We start from the raw sequence: 16,340 nt of genomic DNA, 5'->3' as shown, positions 1-16,340 counted from the left end.
ATACATCATGGCTAACAACATATTTAATTTAACAGGTAAAACTGCATTGGTAACCGGCTGCAAAAGAGGAATCGGAAAAGCCATGGCTTTGGCTTTGGCTGAAGCAGGGGCCGATATTATCGGTGTCTCTGCAAGTTTAGAACTGCAGGGCAGTGCTGTTGAGAACGAAGTTTTAGCGCTGGGCAGAAAATTTTATGCTTACCGGTGCGATTTTGGTAAACGCGAAAATACCCTGGCTTTTGCGGCTCAGGTGAAAGCAGATCATCCTGTGATTGATATTCTGGTGAATAATGCCGGAACGATTTTGCGCCAGCCAATTGCTGAACATTCAGACGAATATTGGGATGAAGTAATTGCCGTAAACCAATCGGCACCATTTATTTTAACGCGTGAAATTGGTAGGGAAATGATTGCCAGAGGAAGTGGAAAAGTAATTTTTACAGCTTCATTACTTTCATTTCAAGGCGGAATTACCGTGCCTGGTTATGCCGCGAGTAAAGGAGCAATTGCATCTTTAACCAAGGCTTTTGCAAATGAGTGGGCATCAAAAGGTGTAAACGTAAATGCGATTGCGCCCGGGTATATCGCAACTGATAATACTTCTGCTTTACGTGAAGATCAGGACAGGAGCACTTCTATATTATCTCGTATCCCTGCCGGAAGATGGGGTATACCTGAAGATTTTAAAGGACCAACGATATTCCTGGCCTCTGCTGCCAGCGATTATGTCCACGGAACAATTTTAACCGTTGATGGCGGTTGGATGGGACGGTAGGGTTAGTCCTTAGTCTCTAGTCCCTAGTCAGGAGTCGATTTTCAGAAGTATTTAAACCTCGCAGATTTTCAAAGCCTGCGAGGTCTTTTGCAATTAGTAATGAGGACTTGCGACTCATTACTGCGGACTTAATAAACTGAACTCGATAATTATTTAGTTAAAACACTGTCTTATAAGCGCCCAATCCCTGACCGATTCGTCATGCTGACTTGTTTTAGCATCTTTTTAGCAGGAAAGACCCTGAAATAAATTCAGGGTGACGGTCGATTAATCAAACGTCAATATAAGCTACCGATAGGTAATATTAATAATCGAACTCAGGTTAATACAAATTATAAATCTCCTTAATATCTTTCAGGATACTTTCGAAATCGATTTTAAGGTCGATTAATTTACCCGTGTGGATATCGAAAACCCAGCCGTGAACGGTTATTCCGCGTTCAGTAATGGCCTCTTGCACCGCTGCGGTTTTTAACAGGTTAACGCATTGTTCCTGAACATTCAGTTCAACGAGTCGGTTGTAACGCGCACCTTCATCCTCAATGGCATTTAACTCTTCTTTGTGGATGCGGTAAACATCACGGATATTTCTTAACCATGGATTTAATATACCCATATCAGCAGGTTGCATGGCCGCTTTAACGCCTCCACAGTTGTAGTGTCCGCAAACCACAATATGGTTTACTTTTAAGTGACGAACAGCGTAGTTTAAAACCGTCATTACGTTTAAATCTACGTTATTTACCAGGTTGGCCACATTTCGGTGCACAAAAGCCTGCCCAGGTTGTATACCCATTAAGTCTTCGGCCGTAACACGACTATCTGAACATCCGATATACAAAAACTCCGGACTTTGTCCTTTAGATAGCTCGGTAAAATAATTGGGATCAATTGATAGTTTTTCTGCTATCCACTTTTCGTTGTTCTTAAAAACGTCTTCTACATTCATAATGGTGCTTTAATAGCGTTTTGGATAAATAAATTATTGTTAAGCTGTTTTTATTCAATCATAATACCAAAAATAATCTTTTGCTATTAATGCATAGAAATTAAAGGCATTAACAGATAAATTTCTTTTTGATCGCTTTACTAACAAGTTTTATCCCTAAATGTTTACAGATTTGATAGTAGCTTCTTCATATGGGCTACCTGAAGGATGTTTTTAAATTCAGATGTATTAAAATCTCCTTTAGTGATGATCTGTTTTAAACTTCTGTTAAAACTTCTTACGGAAATGCCCAGATAGGCTGCCATATCTTCTTTGGAAATGGAAATATGTTCATCAGCCTGTAGCTTGAGCAATTTCAAAAGCGCATATTCCAGGGTATATAACTGCTGAAAAGATGCGCGTGTACTGGTTTGTATAATTCTGGTAGACAATTCCTGAAGTAAGAGTATCGTGAATTCACTATTTTTATTAATCAATGAAAGAAAAAGATGATGAGGGATCACATAAGCCGTAACATCACTAATTGCAGCTACATTACACAGACAAGTAATCTTTTTTAGCGCTTCCAGCTCGCCAACCACCTCGCCCTTACCTAAAAACTCGATGATAAAATCCTTGCCGTTTTCTTCAGAAATAAAACATTTGCTGATTCCATCTTTAATAATATAGATATTGCTGATTTTTTCACCCTGCTCAATAAATTTATATCCTGCTTTAAAGCTTTTAAGCGTAATGTCTGCCTCCTTGTTTTCGGTACAAAAACGTTCTATAAAAGATAAGAAAGTAAGGTTGGTGCGTAGCATATTTATTTAGTCGAGACAAATGTCCTTTTTTGAAGGGAATTGTTGCTTTACTTTTGTGGTGCTAAAGTAAGCATAACCATGAAAAATCAGATTACTGTAATTGCTTTTGATGCGGATGATACCCTTTGGGTAAATGAGCCCTATTTCAGGGAAACCGAAAATCAGTTTGCAGGCCTTTTAGAAGATTTTATGCCCCACCATAACGTCCTGGCTGAACTTTATAAAACGGAAATAGCCAATTTGCCGCTTTATGGTTATGGAATTAAAGGTTTCGTATTAAGTATGATCGAAACTGTTTTACGGATAACGGCCGGTAAAATAGACCCTATTGTGATTAACAGGGCGATAGAACTGGGACAGGAAATGCTTCAGAAACCTGTAGAGCTGCTAGATGGGGTGGAAGAAGTATTGAAGGCCTTACACGGAAAGTATAAACTTGTGGTGGCTACCAAAGGTGATTTATTGGATCAGCAACGAAAACTGACCAAATCGGGACTGGATCATTATTTTCACCATATTGAAATTATGAGTGATAAACAGGAAAGAGATTATCAAAAACTGATCAAACATCTGGACTGTAAACCTGGAGAATTTTTAATGCTGGGCAATTCCTTGAAATCTGATATTTTACCGGTACTGAATATTGGTGGGTACGCCGTTCACATCCCTTTTCATACTACCTGGGTGCATGAGCATATTGATCATACCATTGAACATGCAAACTTTTACCAGATGGAAAGTCTATCTGAGATTTTACCAAAATTAATTGAATGAAAGAAAAAATAGACATCAATACCTGGATCAGAAAAGATCATTTTAAATTTTTTAGCGCTTTTGAAGAGCCTTTCTTCGGAGTTACTGTGGAATTAGATTGTACCATGACCTACAAAGAAGCAAAAAAACAAAACGTTTCCTTTTTCCTGCTTTATCTGCACAAATCGTTAATAGCCGCCAACCAGGTAGAGCCTTTCAGGTACCGCATTATTGATGGTGAAGTTTGGAAATACGATATTATAAATGCCGCGGCCACCATTAACCGTCCGAATGGAACCTTTGGGTTTGGTTATATGGATTTCTCTGAGAATTTTGAAGATTTTAGGAAGGCAGCTAATCAGGAAATTGAAAAAGTAAGAAACAGCACCGGTTTAATTCCTTCTTCATCAGGCGAAAATGTAATCCATTACTCGGCATTGCCCTGGCTAAATTTCACTTCTTTATCACATGCCCGAAATTATGCTTATCAGGATAGCTGTCCTAAAATATCTTTTGGCAAGCTTAGAGATGAAAACGAAAGAAAAATAATGTCTGTCTCTATACATGTAAACCATGCTTTAATGGATGGATTTAATGTTGCCCAGTTTGTAGATTACTATCAGGCGCTGTTAAATAATGAAGAGGTTAACGTTCCTCTTTAATCTAAACCTTTAAGCCTAAGCAACATTTAATATCCAATTAATATTAGATATTTATTTTCGGTAATGTTTATTACCGCCGTAATTATTCCATTTTACCTTTTGGCTATTGTAGCCATGTGTTATATGGACACTGCATTAAAGGCCATGATGTTTTTTGTGATGTTGCTAATTGCCACATTTGTACTTTTTCTGTTCATTAATTATCCCATGCCATCAGCTTTTGCGGTAATCTGTTTGATGGCATTGTTTGCCTTTAGATTTAAAGATTAATTAAAATTTAAATTATCATTTGCATTCGAGAAAGTATTTGCTATTTTTGCAGCCCAGGCCGGAAGCTTGTTTTTCAATGTGTAGTTAATTTACCATTGGATATAAAATCGGGGGATTAGCTCATTTGGCTAGAGCGCTTGCCTGGCAGGCAAGAGGTGACCGGTTCGAATCCGGTATTCTCCACCACTATAAAAAAACCTTTCAGAAACCTGAAAGGTTTTTTTGTTTACAGAATTCTGCAAGTAACTTTTTGTATATCAATCCATTTTGGTTTCTCTATATCTGAAATTAAAAAGGATAACTCCCATTGTAAATAAGGCGAAGCTTGACATCCAAAGCCAATAACCTGTATGAAACGCCAGTATTTTTCCTTTCGACCCACTTTCCGCAGCAAGTACTTCATTCCAACGACTAAAGGAAATTGCTATGGCTGTTGCGAGTAAAGAGAACCACTTACTTTTACGTTTAAGTTTTGGTACAGGTTTATTCAAAACGGAATCTATTTTTACTTGAGTTCTGTTTTCTCGCAGGAAACGGATTATGGCAAATAGTGCAATTGGATTGGCTATCCATATCATGGTTTCAAGCATACCGCCACCCAAAATAGCTATTCCTCCTATCAAAAGTAATTCGTAGCCTTTTGGCGTTTCTATCTGTATGTACTGGTAGCTTAACACCTTAAAAAAGAGAGATGAACAGAATACTGTTATCGGAATTATTACGATCGTAAGTCTAAGGAATTTTTGAGATGTGGTCATTATTTAATGATTGGCTATAAAGGAATAAGCGCGTTAGACATAACATTTACTTTGTAATAATAATATACTTAATTCATTTTTGGAAATTAAACTCCGTACTATTCCTTTAAATCATATATGAAATATTGAGGACTTCAGGTTAAAACCACTGACTATTCAAGTCTTATTATGCGTTTTTTGCACTTTAGCCATAACGATATCTATTCGCTAATCAATGAACACCCCTTCACAAAGTTTAATTGATATGTGGTTTTTTATGGTAATGCGTAATTTTTTCGATCTAATTCGTCTTTTTCAGAATAATACAGGCACCACCACCTGGAGCAAGTTTTACCCGAACTTTAGTGCCAGATGTAACGTTCAATTCTTTCGAGGTATAGCCTTCTTTATGCGTGCGATAATCAGAATCTTTACTGTCCTGAATAACAGTTGCCCGGTAGTTGCCTTTACTTAAGAACGATAACGGAATTTCCAGATCGCGGGGTTCTTCGTTAGTGGCTGCACCAACCAGCCACGTTCCGTCGGCTGATTGCCTGGCCATCGAAATATACTCTCCAATAACACCACTAATGGTTTTGCTTTCCCGCCATGGCATCTTTTCAGAAGCGTAAAATTCTAGTATTTCAGGATGTTTCTTGTAATTTTCAGGAATATCAGGGATTACCGTAACACCTGAAAACATGATCAATGTCCGCGCCGCTTCACCGACCAAAGTAGAGGGTACGGGAGAAGGTTCGTCAACACGGCCAGCCTGGGTAAGGTCTGCCAATCCATTGTTCATGTCAATCGGGCCAGCAAGCATGTTAACAAATACTTCTGTTACAAATGTTTTAGGCGCGACCACGCGATGTGCATCCAGCTGGGCAGGGCCGTATTCGCGGGTGAGTGCATTTGGCCAGGTACGCATCTGTCCATAGGGATGAACAGGGCCATCATGAAAATCGCATAACAAATGGTATTTAGCACACAGTTCCGTAATAAGCCTGGTCCGTATATTTTTGTCTTCCGGATCACCAATCATAAAACCATATTTTATCCCTGCTGCTCCCCAATCACTATATTGTTTCAAAGTTTGCTCAATCGGATATTTACGCCCGCCCACATCATTAATATATAGCCAGATACCAATTCCTTTGGTTTTGGCGTATGTTATGATTTCATGTACCTGAGCTACCTTACCCCCTTTAACCGGATCAGAGCCCTCTGCAAATTCTGGTCCGTACCAATCAGCATCCAGCATCAGGTAACGCATACTGCTTTGCGCCGCGAAATCAACCATCCGTTTCCATGATGGTAGCGACATTTTATACTCGAAGTTATCAACTTTAGCTCCATTAATTCGCCAATCCCATACGGCAACCCCTGGCTTTACCCATGAAAAGTCAATGTTTTTTGCGGGTGGCGGACTTAATAGCTCTATCATATGTGAGTCTACCAATTCTCCTGGTGTACGTCCATACATTACAACCCGCCAGGCAGCATTAGCCTTTGAAGCAATTGTAAAGTTTTTTGAACCTTTTTTCGATTCCAGTATTAGCGGCTCACCCTGTTCTAAATCAGCCTCATGTATGGCCATGTAATCATGATCATCAGCTTTTACAGTCATTACTGGTAAACGCTTCCCGTCCACCTCCGTTAATTTTTCCGGCCCGATATTGTGCAGTTCTCCGTTGTAAAACCATGCAGTGTAATCTCCGCTGAAATTAAATTGCGTTAAATCCCTGGATCTGCGGCTTCCGGCAGGTAGTTGGTATTTAATGGCAAAACCATTATTATATGCCCGTGCAACTATTTTATAGGCTTTTAAATCAATTGTAATTTCATTAAACTGGTCGGGCACGATAGTCCGTTTTCCCCATATAGGTTTCCATACAGTATTCACTGAACGATGGCTTGCCTGGATAAATCCTATTTGGTTTAAACTATCCAAACCTAATGCCGATGGCCCGATCAACGTTTTCCCGTATGCGGTAAATGCATAAGAGACATGTTTTAGGTCTGAAAAATTGAAAGAAATAAGGAGTTTGCCATCAGGCGATTTAAGTGTTTCTGCTCTACGAGCTATTTGTGCAAAAACAGCGTTTACACTAAATGCGAAAAAAGCAATTGCTAAGCAATTTAACTTTAAATGTTTAATTTTATTCATAATGATAATAATCGTCAAGGCTATTTAAACCTTGTTGATTTTTGGAAAATATAATGGACAAAAGTTATGCGCCGCAATCCGGGGATCTCAGGAAGAATTGATTCCACTGCTTCTTATATTCATATATTTAGTTAGTTGCCAAGCTATAGACAATTAATTGCATGGCTTATCCGCTGATACAAAGCTAATTTATGGGATGCATAAAAAATTGGCACAAATGGACTTTTTTTTATACAAATCCGACATATTAGAAATTTGTCAAAAGCAGAAAGAATAATTTTTATTTGTTGACAGCTGAATATTTAACATTTGATAATTACTGCCTTGTTTTACAAGCTTGGCTAAAATCTGCAGGAATATAAAAATAATCTGCTACTGGCTTATCATGTAGGAGATGGGTAGAAAAGGATAGGGAATTAAATCTGTGAATTTAAAGAATAAGGTTTATTTGTCACTTTGTTTCCCCTGCGTAAACTTCGCATGAATTGCGGTTAAATAAACCAAAAACTATTCTAAATTTGGGCCATAAAACCCAAGCTCATGTTTTTAAAAACAGGTCTGAAGAAGGCCTTAACCTTAATAAGTTTTCTGCTCAGTTCTTACATTGCCTCGGCACAGTTTAATCAATCGGCCTTCGAAAACAGGATCCGTCCCGATAGCAGTTTAGTAAACGAGGTTCATTTTAATTTTTACAATTTAAACTACGTTCGGAATTACGAATACACTAATGATTTTCATGATGGTTATACCTTGTATGGCACACAGCTACAGCCACAATTGGTATATTACGCACATCCAAACCTGGCCATTACCGCTGGTGCCTTTATCAGGAAGGATTTTGGCCGGAATGGAATTTCTAATGCCAAACCATTGTTTAGTGTAAAATACCATAAGCGTAACCTTACCTTGATTTTTGGTAGCTTAGAAGGAAATATCCAGCATAGGTATATTGAGCCTTTATACGATTTTGAAAGGATTTTAACTACACCGATTGAGTATGGTACACAATTATTGGTTGAGCGTAAGAAATTTACTTTAGATGCCTGGATTGCCTGGCAGAAAATGATTTATAAGGGTGATCCGACCAAAGAGGAAATTATCGGTGGATTATCTACGGAGAGTTTTTTAATCAAAAATGATGACTGGAAATTGAGTATTCCCGCACAGTTTTTGGCTTTCCATCAGGGCGGACAGATTGATGTGCTGAAAGAAATCCCGATTACGACCATGTTTAATGGTGCAACCGGTATAAAACTGCATAAAGACATTAATGGCAATATTAAGCAGGTATATACGGATAACTATATTGCTGTTTATAAAGATTTCTCTCCCGATAAAAGAAGGGCCTATCAGGGCGGTTTTGGTTTATGGTTAAATGCCGGGGTAGAAAGTAAATGGGGAAGTTTAGTGGCCTCTTACTGGAAAGGCAATAACTTTATTTCGATTAAAGGGATGCCATTGTACGAGTCAGTTTCGGATAATTTATATAGTCCAGGCTTAAAGCAAAGTTCCAGAAACATTGTTTCGCTACGTTATGCTTACCAAAAAGAATTGATTCCGCATTTATACCTTGATGTGCGTTTCGAACCACATATCGATTTAGATCATACTGATAAACAACTGCAGTTTAACCATTCGTTTTTCTTAACCTATAAGCAAGATTTTAAATTGTTTAAGGCGAAGAAGGATGGAAGGTAGAGGGTGAAGAGGATGTAAAGTAGAGGGTATAAAGGTAGAGGGTTTAAGGTGCAGGGTTGAAATTCGTCCATTTCAAACCCATAGTTTTAAAAAGCTAAGGGATTTGTTATTTTAAGCATTGCCACTGCTTCCTAAACCCGATAGCAGCGGAAAACACGAAGGTGAGGAACGAGCCGAGGCTTTGAAGCGGATAGCGGGACTAACACTTCAAAATTGCTCCTGTCTTTGCTTTCCCAATCAGAAAGCTATATCTTTCCTGAAAAATATGATATCATTTATCTTGCTGATAATCAGTTTGATGATTAATAATTTAACTTTATTTAACTTTTTTTCTCTCTCCATGCAACCATTGTTTGTAATCTGCCATCTTCTATATACAAACACACAATGAAATTGACGCGAAGCTATACAATAAACGATTTGATGGAAGGCTGCAAAGCTGGCGACCGGAAGATGCAAGAGCTGCTTTATAAGCAAACAGCATCGAAGATGTTGGCCGTTTGTATGCGATACGCCAAAGATAGGATGGAAGCTGAAGATGTACTGCAGATGGGTTACATTAAAGTTTTTCAGAAAATTAAGGAATACAGGGGTGAGGGTTCTTTTGAAGGCTGGATTAGGCGGGTGATGGTAAATACCGCTATTGAGAGTTACCGTAAAAATTTACGCAGCTTAAATGTAGTGGAAATAGATGAAGCTTATGAGCAACCATCAACCGGATTTGATTTTAGCCGTTTAGGTATGCAAGACCTGATGAAAGTGATACAAAAACTGGCTGATGGTTACCGGATGGTTTTTAACATGTATGTAATTGAAGGTTATTCACATAAAGAAATTGGCGAGACATTAGGCATCTCAGAAGGGGCGAGCAAATCGCAACTATCGAGAGCAAGAGCAATATTAAAAGAAGAAATTATAAAAATGGAGGGATTTGGTTATGCAACCTATACGGGATAAGGATTTTGATCAGTTATTTAAGGATACTTTTGCTGATGCGGAAGTAACACCTTCAAGAGATTTGTGGAGCAATATAGAAAGTGAAATCGCGCCGAAGAAAAAAAGAATCATACCAGTATATTGGTTGTCAGCTGCAGCGATTTTATTGGTCGCCACGATCGGGATTTTGATTTATCAACAACAAAATACAACCCATCAGGGTAAACAATTGGCAAATAATGTAATTGAAAAAACTAAATCAGAGGTGAAACAACCGATTGCCCAGGATACGGCAGTTACAACAGTTGAAAGTATTGAGCCCGTTTTACCAGTTAGACCTAAAGCAGTTAACGCTATAGCCAAAACAAAGGTTAAAAAGGAAATCAAGTCGACTGGATTGAAGGAAACGCATAGCATGATTACGGCACCTGAAATGCAGAAACAGGAAGCTGTTATAGCGAAAATTGAGGAACCTAAAAAAGATCTTAAAACAAAAATCGAAGAGGCGATTCTGCAGCCGAAAGAGGAGACGGTAACCGCGGCTGTTGCAACTCCGGTTAAAACAGATGAGCCTGTTAACGATAATGAACAAAGTAATAAAGGCATCCGTAATGTGGGCGATGTAGTCAACCTAATCGTTAACAAAATGGACAAAAGAAAAGATAAACTGATCCAGTTCCGTACTGATGATGATGATTCTTCTCTGTCATCCATCAATATCGGCCCTTTTAAATTTGGTAAACGGAAGAAATAGTGGTTATCAGTTGGCAGTTTTCAGTTTACAATTTTCAGTTGACAGTTACCAATACTAAAAAATCACAACATTAAACATAACAAACACATAAATATGAAACGTCTAATTTATACAACACTTTTGGTAAGCGGACTTGCCGGTGTTATGGCTCCTGGTGCTTTTGCACAACAAGATTCTATCAAAAGGAATAGAAAAGATTTGGATTATGGAATTGTAAAGATAACAAGGGACGGCAAAGACAGCGTAAATAAACAACCCAAAAACGGCCGGTTTGTAGGTGGGATTACCTTTACCCGTGTAGATTTGGGTTTCTCCAGGTTAATTGATAACGGCAGTTTCAATTTATCTCCAAATAACGATTTTTTAGATTATAAAGGTGGGAAAACCAGTACATTCTCTTTTGATGTGTTACAGTTTGGATACCGTTTCAATTCAAACTTTAAGGTTTACGTAGCGGGAGGATTTGACTGGACTTTGATCCGTTTGAGAAAAGATATTACCATTGCAAAAAACTCAAATGAGTTTGTTTATACAGAATCGCCGGAACATTTTTCTAAAAACCGTTTCTCGAGCAGTTATGTACACATTCCCTTAAATTTTGAATTCCGTACTGCAGAAAACAAAAACGGCAAAAGGTTTTACCTGGTATTAGGTCCGGAGGTTAGCTTTTTGTTAAACGGAAAAATTAAACAGATTAGCGAAGAACGCGGTAAAGAAAAACAATATGATAACTACCACTTTCAATCGGTTCGTTACGGTGGTACTGTTAGGTTTGGTTATGGCGGTTTAGGTTTGTTTACCAAATACTATTTCAACGATATGTTTACCACTGCACAGCAAGCTGGCTTAAAGAATATGAGCTTTGGAATTACTTTTGGGTTAAATTAACCCCTAAATCCCCTAAAGAGGACAGATCAATCTATTTAGACGAGGTAATTTAAAAAACATAAAGTTAACACATACATGAACAGGTCCTGTTTCGGTTAGGCGAGACAGGATTTTTTGTTTATAAGCCTGAATTCGATTATTATTTGTTAAAAAGTTTTTTAAAAAAGCCCAGTCCAGATCGATCGTCATGCTGAATTTATTTCAGCATCTTTTTAGCATGAAAGACCCTGAAATAAATTCAGGGTGACGATCGCGTTAGGAAAAGAGGGAAAAAACTGATCAAAATACAATACTAACAATTATACATGTTTTAACCTTACACCTTCAACCTCAAAACCCTCCACCTTTTTCTTATCTTTACCCTGTGAGCAATATCCTAATCAGCGTTAAAAATTTAACCAAGCAATATCAGGCAGAACAGGCCGGTGGAATCAGAAATGTAAGTTTCGACATTAAAAAAGGCGATGTGGTTGCCATTATCGGCGAAAGCGGAAGTGGAAAATCAACCTTATTAAAATCCATCTATGGCTTGTTAAAAACTGATGAAGGAGAAATCTATTTCGAAGATAAGCGTGTTAAGGGACCAGATGAGCAGTTGATTCCCGGCCATAAGCAGATGAAAATGGTTACACAGGATTTCTCGCTTAACATTTATGCGAAAGTGTACGATAATATCGCCTCGCAATTATCCAATACCGACCTAAAAACCAAAGCTGAAAAAACTTTGGCCATCATGGAGCATTTACGGATTTTACCGCTCCAGAATAAGAAAATTATTGAACTGAGTGGAGGCGAACAACAACGTGTGGCCATCGCTAAAGCCATGGTTTCGGATACGCAGGTGCTGCTTTTAGACGAACCTTTCAGCCAGGTTGATGCTTTGCTTAAAAACCAGCTGCGTGCTGATATCAAACGTATAGCTGCCGAAACTGGTGTAACGGTGATATTGGTTTCGCATGATCCGGCCGATGGTTTGTTTCTGGCCGATCAGCTATTGATTTTGCGCAATGGCGAACTTTTGCAAACGGGAAAACCAGCTGAAATTTACCAGCAGCCAAAACACATTTATACAGCACAAATTTTAGGTAATGCGGTAGTTTTGGCGCGAGATGAAGCCGAAAAAATAGGTTTAAAGGCGCAAAAAGATTTCGTTGTATTTTATCCGGAATGGGCGGAGATTATTAATAACTGGAGCAGCAGACGGTATGAAGTAAAAGATGTGTACTATAAAGGTTTTTATGAGGAGCTGCTGTTGGAAAGAAACGGCGTGAATGTACGCGCTTTACAGCTAAACAGGGCAGAACATCAAAAAAATGACCATGTTCAGTTGAATATTAGCAGATATCTGGAGTTTTGATCACCATTTATAATTTCTTTACTATAAAAGTTATAAGTATAATTGTAACTTTTTCGTGTTAGGAATAATACAAAAAAAAACGACAATGTTCAATTGAACATTAGTCGTTTTCAGCATTTTAAAAATCTTTAAAATTTAATTTCCGGCGTAATCGGAAGGAATAATCACCACCTTTACTAAAGTATTATAATTCGGCGGGACTGTAGCTGTTAAATTATTAGTATCTTGAACATCGAACCTTAAACCTCCATTAGAAACTTTATAGCTAAAAGCATTGTAATTGAATGTATAAGGTAATTGAATATCCCCATTTGGATCATTAGGATGTTCAAAATAAACTAGAACACCTTCATCATCTAATGTTACACCATCAATGGCAGCTAACGGCTTACTTACAGAATAACTCCCATTGGCGTTGCGCACCCATTCATTTGAGTTAATTGTGAAATTATAAGTTTTGGCTCTTAGTTCTTGATAAACAGTTTCTTTCTTGCACGAAGCCAGACCTAGTGTGGCAATGCAAAGCATTAAGATGGTAAATTTTTTCATGTTGATTAGTTTTTATTTGTGTGTGATTTTGATATTACAAATCTGCTGCCAAAAAATCTAACAGCCTATTTATGGATTAATTATTGTACAGTAAACCATAAATGCCAATTACAAATTTTCATTATTCACCACATATGAAGATCTTTTTTCGACTCTTACCCTGGTTAATCCTTTTGGTCGCCGCTTACTTTTTTATTTCCAAAAAGTTCAGTATCAATACCACTGTAGAAAGCAAACATCAGCTTTTGGTGGAGAAAATTGAGGCCATAGGTAAACTGGAGCTGGTAAGGTACCAGATCAGCGACGTTTTAGAACATAAAAACAAAACAGATTTTTTACCTGAAGCCAGTGTTTTATTGATTATCAAAGCCGAAGCGGTAGGCTGTATCGATCTGACTAAAATTGCGAAAGAAGATATAAGCATTGATGCGGACACTGCTGTAGTAAATTTACCACAGCCCGAAATTTGTTATGTAAAAATCGACCATAAAAACTCACGTGTTTACGATACGAAAATGGCTTTTTTTCGCGAGGCGAGTTTGGTAGATGAAGCATACAAAGCCGCAGAAAGACAAATTACTGCCGAAGTTAAAAAATCGAGCATTTTAGCGCAAACAAAAACCAATGCTACTTCGGTGCTTAAGCCCATTATTGAGGGCTTGGGCTACAAGAATGTGAGGTTTACCTTTGAATAAGGTAGAAGGCGGAAGGTTTAGGGTTTAGGGTTGCACCCAACCTCGGACTTTCCGACTCCAGACCTCGGTCTTATTTTAAAAAATCTTCACGGTGTGGGTTAAAGACATCAATCAATATTCCATCTTCCAAACAAACCACGCCATGAAATACATTTGATGGGGCAAAGAAAACATCGCCTTCGTTTAAGATTTTCTTATCATCACCCATGCTTACTTCAAAACTGCCTTTGGCAACATAACTCATCTGTAAATGCGGATGATTATGAATGGTACCAATGGCATCTTTCTCAAATGCTACTTTAACCAACATCAGGTTGTTATCATAAGCCATAATTTTGCGTTTAACGCCAGCACCTAAATCTTCCCAGCTGATATCGTGATCAGAAATTAAGGTTTTGTTGGTTAAATCTTTGAAGTTCATTTTTTTCGATTAAGATATGGCATATTGAGCTTGTCGAAACATCTTGATTGTCCTTCGTTGCCCTACCATTGACAGACTCCACTAGGGAGGTCGTCATTGCGAGGAGGAACGACGAAGCAATCTTTCACGCTAAAATGATCCTTGCTGTAAAGATTGCTTCGTCGGCTGAAAAGCCTTCTCGCAATGACGATACTCGGAGAGGTTTATTTCAATTAGATGCTGCTGTCAATCATGTTGATTTTTATAAAATAAATTATCCCTCAGGATGACAGAGGAATTAATTATACTTTGCGTACTCTGCGAAAAACTTTGCATCCTTTGCGGTAAAAAAAAAGCTAGACCAAATATTCAAACAAAGTCTGATCCTGATTTAACTCGATAATTTCGAATTTAAAATCTTTCATACGCTGTAATAAACTGGCGTAATCATTTTTGTTCGAAAGCTCAATGCCCACCAAGGCCGGACCGTTTTCCCTGTTGGTTTTTTTAATAAACTCGAAACGGGTAATATCATCTTGTGGTCCTAAAACTTCATTCACAAATAATTTTAAAGCACCTGGTCTTTGTGGGAAACGAACAATAAAATAATGTTTTAAACCTTCGAAAAGTAAAGACTTCTCTTTAATCTCCTGCATGCGCTCTATGTCATTGTTTCCGCCGCTAACAACACATACTACCGTTTTACCGGTAATCTGGTCTTTAAGCTGATCTAATGCAGCTATAGACAGCGCTCCAGCTGGTTCTACCACAATGGCATCCTCATTATACAGTTTTAAAATGGTAGTGCAGATCTTTCCTTCGGGTATTAAATGCATCTGGTCAAGCAGTTCCTTACAATATTCGTAAGTAATGTGGCCAATCCTTTTTACAGCAGCACCATCCACAAAGCGGTCTATTTCATCTAATGTATAGGGGCCACCATGCTCCATTGCTGTAACCATCGAGGGTGCGCCAAGTGGCTCAACACCAATCAGTTTTACATCGGGTTTAACGGTTTTTAGGTAAGCACTTACACCTGATGCCAGGCCCCCGCCACCCACAGGCATCACCACCATATCTAAATCAGGCAGGTCTTCAAAAATTTCTACGCCTACGGTAGCTTGTCCTTCAATTACCTTTTCATCATCAAAAGGAGGAATAAAAGTAGCCTTTTTTTCAGCACTGTAAGCAAGCGCTTCTTTTAAGCAATCGTCAAAAGTATCGCCAACCAAAACCACTTCTACATTTTCGCCACCGAACATATAGGTTTGTTTTACCTTTTGTTTCGGGGTAATTTCAGGCATAAATATTACACCTTTAATGCCCAGTTTTTTACAAGAGTAAGCCACACCCTGCGCGTGGTTTCCGGCACTCGCACACACTACGCCGTTTACCAGCAGTTCCTGAGGCAGCGAACTGATTTTATTGTAAGCACCACGCAGCTTGTAAGAGCGTACAATCTGCAGATCTTCTCTTTTTAAATAAATATTGGCATTGTAAAAAGAAGAAAGTCCGGCATTAAACTCAAGCGGTGTACGTTTTACCACGTTTTTGAGCCTTTCTGTTGCAGATTTAAAATCTAGTGTATGTGGTGTTGTAGTGTTCATTTTTTTAGTATCAAGTAGAGAGGATCAAGTATTAAGACTTAAAATTTCTCTTATATTTTTTAAAGCAGGGCTTGGTATTTCATCGGTTATTACAGCCCTGCTATTCGTTTCAATCTTTTTAATACAGCTGTCGTACTGAAGAGCGAAAAATCTGTTTTCCATCGGTTACAGATGCTTCGTGCCTCAGCATGACATCATATTTAAGTTGGCCGCAATTAAAAAGTATTTCCACTGCTATCAGGTTTAGGGAAGCCGAGTCGGTGTGTCAAACTAAAACGCACCGGCTTAACGCCAAAACCCTGACTCTTTAGGCCGTTCGCTTGTCGCTTTTAGCTTTAGT

General features: G+C 38.3%; 17 protein-coding genes and 1 tRNA gene. 11 read left to right on the top strand and 7 right to left on the bottom strand.

From position 1 onward, the window contains the following. The first annotated feature begins 7 nt into the window (after positions 1-7). On the top strand, positions 8-775 hold the full coding sequence (locus tag BM107_RS15605) for an SDR family NAD(P)-dependent oxidoreductase (protein WP_090984960.1): 768 nt from the start codon (positions 8-10) through the stop codon (positions 773-775). 322 nt (positions 776-1,097) lie between these two features. On the opposite strand, the gene BM107_RS15600 is transcribed toward BM107_RS15605, so the two are convergent. Together BM107_RS15600 and BM107_RS15595 are read right to left on the bottom strand one after the other, a co-directional pair. Beyond that, on the bottom strand, positions 1,098-1,724 hold the full coding sequence (locus tag BM107_RS15600) for a carbonic anhydrase (protein ID WP_090984958.1): 627 nt from the start codon (positions 1,722-1,724) through the stop codon (positions 1,098-1,100). 164 nt (positions 1,725-1,888) lie between these two features. Beyond that, complete coding sequence (locus tag BM107_RS15595; RefSeq protein WP_090984956.1) at positions 1,889-2,527, bottom strand: Crp/Fnr family transcriptional regulator; 639 nt, start codon at positions 2,525-2,527, stop codon at positions 1,889-1,891. A 78-nt stretch (positions 2,528-2,605) separates the two neighbouring features. Between BM107_RS15595 and BM107_RS15590 the strand changes: the two genes are divergently transcribed. The 4 genes from BM107_RS15590 (at position 2,606) to BM107_RS15575 (ending at position 4,398) form a co-directional block, all read left to right on the top strand. Beyond that, entirely contained in the window at positions 2,606-3,301 is a 696-nt protein-coding gene (locus tag BM107_RS15590; RefSeq protein WP_090984954.1) for an HAD family hydrolase, read from the top strand. Then, a complete protein-coding gene (locus BM107_RS15585; RefSeq protein WP_090984952.1) occupies positions 3,298-3,942 on the top strand; it encodes a chloramphenicol acetyltransferase in 645 nt (214 codons plus the stop codon). Before BM107_RS15590 ends, BM107_RS15585 begins: the two co-directional genes overlap by 4 nt. A gap of 63 nt (positions 3,943-4,005) precedes the next feature. Beyond that, positions 4,006-4,212 (top strand): hypothetical protein, encoded by a 207-nt coding sequence (locus BM107_RS15580; RefSeq protein WP_090984950.1) that lies wholly within the window; start codon positions 4,006-4,008, stop codon positions 4,210-4,212. Positions 4,213-4,321: 109 nt separating this feature from the next. Further along, positions 4,322-4,398: transfer RNA gene (locus tag BM107_RS15575), tRNA-Ala, on the top strand. A 71-nt stretch (positions 4,399-4,469) separates the two neighbouring features. Here the strand turns inward: BM107_RS15575 and BM107_RS15570 are convergent. After that, positions 4,470-4,970, bottom strand: a complete 501-nt coding sequence (locus BM107_RS15570; protein WP_090984948.1) for a hypothetical protein — start codon at positions 4,968-4,970, stop codon at positions 4,470-4,472. 280 nt (positions 4,971-5,250) lie between these two features. Continuing rightward, positions 5,251-7,116, bottom strand: a complete 1,866-nt coding sequence (locus BM107_RS15565; protein ID WP_090984946.1) for a glycoside hydrolase family 97 protein — start codon at positions 7,114-7,116, stop codon at positions 5,251-5,253. Between the two features lie 540 nt (positions 7,117-7,656). On the opposite strand from BM107_RS15565, the gene BM107_RS15560 reads away from it, so the two are divergent. The 5 genes from BM107_RS15560 to BM107_RS15540 all read left to right on the top strand — a co-directional run bounded on the left by BM107_RS15560 (position 7,657) and on the right by BM107_RS15540 (position 12,749). Next, complete coding sequence (locus BM107_RS15560; RefSeq protein WP_090984943.1) at positions 7,657-8,814, top strand: hypothetical protein; 1,158 nt, start codon at positions 7,657-7,659, stop codon at positions 8,812-8,814. 387 nt (positions 8,815-9,201) lie between these two features. Further along, a complete protein-coding gene (locus BM107_RS15555) occupies positions 9,202-9,771 on the top strand; it encodes an RNA polymerase sigma factor (RefSeq protein WP_090984941.1) in 570 nt (189 codons plus the stop codon). Continuing rightward, positions 9,752-10,504: a hypothetical protein gene (locus BM107_RS15550; RefSeq protein WP_090984939.1), complete on the top strand. Its 753-nt coding sequence runs from the start codon at positions 9,752-9,754 to the stop codon at positions 10,502-10,504. Before BM107_RS15555 ends, BM107_RS15550 begins: the two co-directional genes overlap by 20 nt. Before the next feature lie 93 nt (positions 10,505-10,597). Beyond that, a complete protein-coding gene (locus BM107_RS15545; RefSeq protein ID WP_090984937.1) occupies positions 10,598-11,392 on the top strand; it encodes an outer membrane beta-barrel protein in 795 nt (264 codons plus the stop codon). 364 nt (positions 11,393-11,756) lie between these two features. Continuing rightward, a complete protein-coding gene (locus BM107_RS15540; RefSeq protein WP_090984935.1) occupies positions 11,757-12,749 on the top strand; it encodes an ABC transporter ATP-binding protein in 993 nt (330 codons plus the stop codon). 135 nt (positions 12,750-12,884) lie between these two features. Here the strand turns inward: BM107_RS15540 and BM107_RS15535 are convergent, their stop codons facing one another. Beyond that, positions 12,885-13,298, bottom strand: coding sequence for a hypothetical protein (locus tag BM107_RS15535; RefSeq protein WP_090984933.1), 414 nt, complete (start codon positions 13,296-13,298; stop codon positions 12,885-12,887). A gap of 134 nt (positions 13,299-13,432) precedes the next feature. On the opposite strand from BM107_RS15535, the gene BM107_RS15530 reads away from it, so the two are divergent. After that, positions 13,433-13,993 (top strand): DUF4230 domain-containing protein, encoded by a 561-nt coding sequence (locus tag BM107_RS15530; protein ID WP_090984929.1) that lies wholly within the window; start codon positions 13,433-13,435, stop codon positions 13,991-13,993. Positions 13,994-14,063: 70 nt separating this feature from the next. Here the strand turns inward: BM107_RS15530 and BM107_RS15525 are convergent, their stop codons facing one another. After that, positions 14,064-14,414, bottom strand: a complete 351-nt coding sequence (locus BM107_RS15525; protein ID WP_090984927.1) for a cupin domain-containing protein — start codon at positions 14,412-14,414, stop codon at positions 14,064-14,066. Positions 14,415-14,749: 335 nt separating this feature from the next. Next, positions 14,750-16,000: a threonine ammonia-lyase IlvA gene (ilvA, locus tag BM107_RS15520; RefSeq protein ID WP_090984925.1), complete on the bottom strand. Its 1,251-nt coding sequence runs from the start codon at positions 15,998-16,000 to the stop codon at positions 14,750-14,752. Positions 16,001-16,340: the final 340 nt, after the last annotated feature.

Source organism: Pedobacter suwonensis (genome assembly GCF_900111825.1).
GTDB classification, from domain to species: domain Bacteria; phylum Bacteroidota; class Bacteroidia; order Sphingobacteriales; family Sphingobacteriaceae; genus Pedobacter; species Pedobacter suwonensis.
This window is presented reverse-complemented; position numbering and strand designations above follow the sequence as displayed.